This is a genomic window from Clostridium sp. UBA7503, from assembly GCF_002477055.1.
Taxonomy (GTDB): domain Bacteria; phylum Bacillota; class Clostridia; order Clostridiales; family Clostridiaceae; genus Clostridium_J; species Clostridium_J sulfidigenes.
In genome coordinates, this window is sequence record NZ_DLNT01000038.1 from 77781 (window position 1) to 82570 (window position 4790).

The 4790-nt window shown below is 29.2% G+C and carries 5 protein-coding genes; 3 read left to right on the forward strand and 2 right to left on the reverse strand.

The features are described from left to right. Nucleotides 1-35 precede the first annotated feature (35 nt). Entirely contained in the window at nucleotides 36-773 is a 738-nt protein-coding gene (locus B3630_RS10075; protein WP_346897774.1) for an alpha/beta hydrolase, read from the reverse strand. 5 nt (nucleotides 774-778) lie between these two features. Then, complete coding sequence (locus tag B3630_RS10080) at nucleotides 779-1582, reverse strand: AraC family transcriptional regulator (RefSeq protein WP_346897776.1); 804 nt, start codon at nucleotides 1580-1582, stop codon at nucleotides 779-781. Nucleotides 1583-1761: 179 nt separating this feature from the next. On the opposite strand from B3630_RS10080, the gene B3630_RS10085 reads away from it, so the two are divergent. The 3 genes from B3630_RS10085 (at nucleotide 1762) to B3630_RS10095 (ending at nucleotide 4757) form a co-directional block, all read left to right on the forward strand. Then, the gene (locus B3630_RS10085) at nucleotides 1762-2856 is read left to right on the forward strand and encodes a FecCD family ABC transporter permease (RefSeq protein WP_414633008.1); all 1095 of its coding nucleotides are present in this window, start codon (nucleotides 1762-1764) and stop codon (nucleotides 2854-2856) included. A 9-nt stretch (nucleotides 2857-2865) separates the two neighbouring features. Then, on the forward strand, nucleotides 2866-3639 hold the full coding sequence (locus B3630_RS10090) for an ABC transporter ATP-binding protein (RefSeq protein ID WP_346897786.1): 774 nt from the start codon (nucleotides 2866-2868) through the stop codon (nucleotides 3637-3639). A gap of 74 nt (nucleotides 3640-3713) precedes the next feature. After that, the gene (locus B3630_RS10095) at nucleotides 3714-4757 is read left to right on the forward strand and encodes an ABC transporter substrate-binding protein (protein ID WP_346897780.1); all 1044 of its coding nucleotides are present in this window, start codon (nucleotides 3714-3716) and stop codon (nucleotides 4755-4757) included. Nucleotides 4758-4790 lie beyond the last annotated feature (33 nt).

Here is a 4790-nt window from a genome sequence, read left to right on the forward strand (position 1 = left end):
GCAAAAATTACTTCTCCTTGTAATTATTAAACCAATTAATTTTTTCTCATTAAAAATTCCAAAGCAATTTTATACCTATTTAATATATTTTCGTGGTGATCGTAATCATCCCAAACCATTTCTACATTTTCTTCTCCTATATGTTTCTTAAATATTTCATAGGACATACTAGAGAACTTGGGCATGTCCTTCTGAATTGTAGTCTTGCTATGTCCCTCCTTTCTTCCAGCAACAATAATAAGTCTAAAATCATCATTTACTAAAGTTTCTTCCTGAATAAATTTAATCCATCCATCATACCATTGAGATGCACATATACTTGCTACCTTAATATAATTATCATTTTTAAAAACTGAATATAAAGAAATTAAAGCTCCAAGAGAATGTCCCATAATTTTTCTATCATTCTTATTACTACTTACTCTAAACTCTTTTTCAATATAAGTTTGTAAATCACTTATTAAAAATTCTAAGTATTCATCCCCCTTGCCCTCAAATGGATGAAATCTTTCATTGTTAGATTCTGCTGCCCAAGGGGTATATTCATTTAATCTGTCAAAAGGTGTAATTCCAATTATTATATGTTCCTCTAAAAATTTATTTTCAAATTTATCTTCTATTTCATCAATTATTCCACCTAAAAACTTTCTAAATTTATCACCATCATGAACATAAACTACAGGATATTTTTTATCATATATATCATACTTCCCTGGTAAATACATAAAAATCTCTCTATCCAAAACTGTCCTTGTTAAAATTCTTCCTCGCATACCTTCTATCCTTTCTTTAACTTGCTTGGAGTAACTCCAAAACTTTTTTTAAATAACCTACTAAAATAGAATTCATCATTATAGCCAATCTTTTTTGAAACCTCCTTAACTGCAAAACCTTCATTTAACAACTTGTATGCAGCAGTCATTCTGCATTGGATTAAATAATCTATAGGACGAATATTTAAATATTTATTAAATAAGTATGATATTCTATTAGATTTTTCTCCGTATTTTTCTGAAAGCGCGCCTAATGTAATCTCTTCCATATAGTTTTGTGAAATAAATTCACTTACATCTATGGTAAAATCTTTTTCACTTAATCCCTTTTTGTAGTTATAATCAGTAAAAAGTTCTCTTAAAAATAATGAGGTTTGTATTTGAAGATTTACTTTTGATGTTAATTGTTGTTTTGAAGATATTTCTTTAAGTTCATACAAGGATTTCAATATCTCTTCATAATTTATTACATCAAATTCGAAGATTGAATTCATATAAGAATTAGGCTTAATATATTCATCTGCCATATAATAGATATTTATATACTCAAATTCTTCATGGCCTAAAACCTTAAATGATATGTTTTTATTTTTACATCCATGAATCACCTTTCCTCTTTCAGCAGTATAGACCTCATTATCAAACTCTATTTGGGCTCTTCCTCTTACAGTAAAAATGAATGCTGAGAGATTAGTTGTATAACCATTTTTCGATGACATAGAATTCTTTATAAACCTTTCTATTCTAAAAACTTCAAAAGTATTTTTTCTAAATTCTTTTAATAAATCACCTTTATTAACATTTTTCAAGTAAATAAACTCCTTTCAATACATATAACTTTAAATAATTGTCCATGTTTTTATTTTAGTATATTCTATTACGATTTTTTCTATATTATAATAGTTAATGAAATTGATAATTATTATCAATAAATTCTCTAGAATAGTTTACCTCATTTTTAGTAGGAGTTCAAGAAAGGATGTTAAATGTGAAAGATATTTTAAATGCTTCTTATGAGAAAAACCAAAAGATAAAAAAATCCTTCAATTTATTTATCTTAGGCTTAATTATATTATTATTTATTTCTGTAATTTTATCAGTATCCTTTGGTTCACTTAGAATAAAACCTTCTGTATCCTATAGCATAATCTTAAATGAATTATTCGGATTATCCTTAGGTGATGCTGCTGAAGTAAGTAATATATCTACTTATAATGTTATTTGGTTAATTAGAATGCCTAGAGTTTTACTTGCTATTGTTGTTGGAGCTGGACTTGCTGTATGTGGAACAATAATGCAGGCAACTGTTCAAAATCCTCTAGCTGAGCCATATATTTTAGGAATTTCTTCTGGTGCATCACTAGGTGCAACCTTCTCTATAATGTTAGGATTAGGCTCATTTAGTCTCTTTTCCATAAGCAATGTGTCATTTTGGGCATTTTTAGGTGCTTTAAGTGCCTCTATCCTAGTATTGGTATTATCCTCAATGGGAAATAAAATGTCCTCTTCCAAATTAGTCCTTTCGGGAACTGTAGTCAGTGCCTTATGTACATCTCTATCTAATTTTATAATTTCTATTGCTAGCGATGCTGAAGGTATGCAAACGGTAAAATTCTGGACAATGGGTTCTTTGGCAACTGCTAAGTGGCAAAATATAGGTTTTGTAATTTTAGCTGTAACTATATGTTGTTTATTTTTCTTAACTCAAGGAAGAACTTTAAACTTAATGTTAATGGGTGATGAAGCCTCAATGACTTTAGGGCTTAATTTAAATTTATACAGAAAAATTTATATGATAATCACATCATTACTAACAGGTATTTTAGTAGCTAATTGCGGGATTATAGGCTTTGTAGGATTAATAATTCCCCATATTTCAAGATCTATAGTTGGGTCTGATCATAAAAGGCTAATTCCAACTTCAATACTTTTAGGTTCTATATTCTTAATTTGGGCTGATGTTTTTGCTAGAATAATCATCCCTAATGCTGAATTATCCATTGGTATTATTACTGGTTTAGTTGGAGCACCCTTCTTTGTTTACATTTTATTGAGAAAGGGCTTCGGATATGGAGATAAGTAGGTGATTTTAATGGATTTGAAAATTAAAGAATTAAGGGTGAATTTATCCAAAAAAGAAATTGTAAAAGGAATTGATTTAGCCGTTACAAGTAATAAGTTCATAGGCTTAATAGGTCCAAACGGGAGTGGAAAATCAACATTATTGAAAGCTGTTTATGGTGTAATAAAGCCAACCTTTGGAGATGTTTTTATATCTGATAAGGATATAAAAAATTACAACAAAAAATCTCTTGCTAAAACTCTTGGAGTGGTTAGCCAATTTAACAATATTAACTTTGATTTTAAAGTTATAGATATAGTTCTAATGGGTAGGGCTCCTTATAAAGGTTTATTAGAGCAGGATAATAAAAATGATTATGATCTTGCACTTAAAGCTTTATCTCAAGTTGGAATGATAGATTTTGCTCAAAAAAACTTCAGCCTATTATCTGGAGGGGAAAAGCAAAGAGTTATATTGGCTAGAGCAATAACTCAAAACCCTAAAATATTAATTTTAGATGAGCCCACTAATCATCTAGATATAAAGTATCAACTAGAAGTTATGTCAATAGTTAAAAATTTAAATATATGTGTTTTAGCTGCTTTGCATGATTTAACATTAGCTTCTCAATTTTGTGATGAGCTTTATGTTTTGAAAGATGGAGTTATTGTGTATAACGGGATTCCAAATGAAGTTATAACAGAAAAAACAATTAAAGAAGTATATGATGTTGAATCTATCGTTCACATAAATCCAACTACCCAAAAGCTTTCTATTGAATACTTACCACCATCATTACATTAAACAAAAACTATAACTAAATATTTTATTATATAAAAATTAAAACTTTTAATATGGAAATCGAGAGGAGAATTATCATGAATAAAAAAACTTTACTTTTACTTACATCATTAGCTCTATCTGCTGTAGTCTTTGTAGGCTGCAGTAATAAAACTGAAAATGTAGACTCACCATCAAAGCAAGAGCAAACTAGCACTTCTACAACTGCATCAACTAATAAAACAACTTATCCAATAACCTTTGATGCTTTTGATTCTGAAGGAAATGTGTACAAACAGACTTTTAATGAAGCTCCAAAGAAAGTTATAACTAATAATCAAACTTCAACTGAACTACTTTTAACTTTAGGGTTAAAAGATTCTATAATTGGAACAGGTGACTTAGATACTCCTATGTTAGAGAATTTAAAAACAGACTACGAATCTATACCTGCAATTGCTAACAAAGGTGATGTTGCTAAAGAAGTTGTTGTTGGCTCAGGTGCTGATTTAGTAATTGGAAGATCCGCTTCATTTAAAGATGATAGATATGGTTCAATACCAAGTTTAAATGAAGTTGGTATTAATACTTACGTTCAATTGGCAAGTAAAATGAATGCCCATATTTCCTTAGACACAATTATTCAAGATGTTAGGAACGTAGGTACTATGTTCGATGTTCAAGATAAAGCTAATAAATTAGCTGACTCACTTCAGAATTCATTTGATAACATTAAATCAAAAGTTCCAACCACTAGCGAAAGAAAAAAGGTTATGCTAATAGTTAATTATAATGGAGAATCCTTTACTGCTTATGGTGCTAATGCTTCATTACAAAAGGAAATGTTAAATGTGTTAAATTCAGATAACGTTATTGAAAAAGGGGGTTCTATATCATTAGAAAATATAATTTCTTCTAACCCTGACCATATTGTTTATGTAACAGCAAATAAAAATGCTTCAGTAGATGTTGATGCCGTAGATAGGCTATTAGCAGAACCTACACTTCAAAGTGTTGAAGCTATAAAGAATAAAAATATAGTTTCTGTTGAATACACTGAACTTATGGGATATGGCTACAGAACCTTCGATTGCTTAGAAAAATTAGCTAAAGACTTCTATCCTGAAATATTTAAAAACTAAAATGTAAAAAATGGGGGCGTCGCAAAATAACTG